The organism is Thermogutta sp. (assembly GCF_039793925.1).
Classification (GTDB): domain Bacteria; phylum Planctomycetota; class Planctomycetia; order Pirellulales; family Thermoguttaceae; genus Thermogutta.
On the sequence record NZ_JBAMME010000345.1, the window covers coordinates 1 to 2,289 of the forward strand.

A 2,289-nucleotide genomic window follows, 5' to 3' on the forward strand; every position below is an offset into this window, starting at 1 on the left:
AACCGATTTTGCCGGTTTGCATTTTTGTTCCCTCCTTGCCTAATACTACAGCGTAAATTCAACTTTGAACCTTGACAACTATCCGGACTTTAGAAGCATCAGCCTCTTTTTCCGGTGGGACTGGTAGGCAACAAAATTGCGCCTCAAATGGTACATCAATTCCGCCAGGGCCTTTTGGATCCGCGCCGGATCCCGGGTAAAAGCCGCTCCGATTAAACGGTAAGCCTGCGGCATGGTCAGTTTTTTTAAAGCGCATCCGGATCTCCAGAGTAAAGAGGTGAGCAATAAAGACAAAAAGCATGTGCCGGTGCCAGGCGTTCCACGAACGCGCTTCGTAATGGTCCATCCCCAGGTAACTTTTGCATTCCTCGAAGCATTGCTCGATGGGCCAGCGCAAGGTAGCGGCGTGGTCGAGCTCTTCTTTAGGAAGATCAACCGGAGCGTTGCTCAAGGCGTACTTGATCCGTCCGTTTTCGTATTGCCGGATATAAAGCCAGAGCTCGTCGCCGGGTTGCCCGTCCCGGGCTTCAATCACCCGGCAGCGCTTCACCCTGGCCACAATGGGTCCCTTGGCCCCTTCAGCCAGGACAATAGTTTTCCAGGGCAAGGCGGGATCCTGGGCAATTGCCGCCACGGGCACGGGAGCAGGGGACGGAATCAACTTTTGCGGTCGTTTCCCCCGGCCCTTGTACGCGGGAAGAACCCACTGGGGTTTTGTCCGCCAGACCAGCTGATCGGCATGAATATCGGCAAAAAACCAATATTTTCGGGGTAAGGCCGCCCGGAACTTCGGGTCACTGCCGAAGGCGCTGTCGCACCCGATCCACCGGGCCTGGAAATCACCTGAAGCCAGCACCTGGTTAACCATTTCTGCCGCCAGCTGGGGTTTGGTGGCGAAGGTCACCTCCTCGGGAACGCCGCAGCGGGTGCGCAGTTCTTTGTACTCTTCGGTAAACCACACTTTCGGCAGGTAGAGCCGCCGGTCCACCAGGCCATATCCTTTAGAACCGGAGTAGCCGATAAATACACCGGCCTGGCAGTTATCCGTCTTGCCCAGGACACCGCAGTGCTGGCGGCTGACCCCCACCGAGTGGCGGCCCTTTTTGGGGAAATCCGATTCATCCACGGTAATCATCCCGTTCGGGTCGTTGACCAAAGAGGACAGCCGTTTCTGGTACAGGCGCAGCATCTTTACGTCGTCGAAAGGGGAACGCTGGAAGAAAAACTGCATGGGGCGCACCGCCTCGGTCCCCTGGTAGCGTAAGGCAATGGGCTCGATCGATTTGCAGTCCAAATCGCTCAACAAACCCTTGACAAAGGTCTCGCCGTGCTGACGCTGTTCGCTTCGCCGGTAGCATTCCTGGAAATAGGCCAGGTATTCGTCCAGCAAAGCGCCGAGTTGCTCCACCGCCTGGGTGGTAAGGCCAATTTTCGCCAAAAGGTCCGGGCTCCAATCCGGCTGATGCAGCATCATGTTCGGCACCCTCTTGCCCACCTTTTTTAGGGGGTTCGGGTGACGGCAAGAATCTTCGGCGATAATCTTTAAAAAGGCTGGATCAAGAAGATAAACAAAAACGCTCTTGGGCTTGCCGTGCTGAATGTATGTTTTGCCTACCCGGGCAAAGCCGCGGGTTTCCCCCAGATAACACCAGTTGGCCGCCTGATAACAGGTGCCGGGGTACCGGGGATCGATAAAGGTTTCCACCAAAAAGGGTTCGGTGCCGAATAGACGGGGCCAGTCCTGCCGGAGCCGTTTTAAGGTGCGCGCGAGCAAATGGGAAGCCAGGTTTTTCACCCGCACCCAGGGCAGGACCAGAAACCGGTTGTTGTTGACCACGCGGGGCAAAAATTTAAGTTTTTGCGCAGGCGTCCAGTTTAAAAAAGAATCCCGCACACCCACGTGGAGCGCTGCCCGGTTGTAACTCAAAGCCGCAATCGGCCTGTCTTTGTGGAAAACCAGGTATTTGAGCCGGGGGCCGATCATCGTCTCGTAGCCGAGGTAGTGGTAAGTCCGGACCAGGTAATCCCATACCGGCTCCCATGCCGTTTTGTTGACCAACAGGATTTTGAGCGGCCGCAGGTCTTTGAGCTTTCCGGACAGCGGCCTTGTGTCCAGCGTGAAGTCGTTGTTCATGAATACTGCTTTCTATTAGTGTACTTGCGTCACCGAACCCCTGTAGTCATCGTACCATGGAAATTTAGTTTTGTCCATAGCTAATTTTAATTTACGCTGTAGTATTAGGTAAATATTCTTAGTAAAGAAATTGCTACAAAGAAAGGAGATAACTG

At 54.5% G+C, this 2,289-nt stretch carries 1 protein-coding gene; it reads right to left on the reverse strand.

What is annotated here, in order from left to right; all coding sequences use genetic code 11:
• Positions 1-58: 58 nt before the first annotated feature.
• Positions 59-2,134 (reverse strand): IS701 family transposase, encoded by a 2,076-nt coding sequence (locus tag ABJK56_RS18905; protein ID WP_347246245.1) that lies wholly within the window; start codon positions 2,132-2,134, stop codon positions 59-61.
• Between the last annotated feature and the right edge of the window lie 155 nt (positions 2,135-2,289).

Bases quoted from the DNA above. Each gene is read 5' to 3' on its own strand.
- ABJK56_RS18905 (WP_347246245.1), bottom strand. From the start codon at position 2,134: ATGAACAACGACTTCACGCTGGACACAAGGCCGCTGTCCGGAAAGCTC.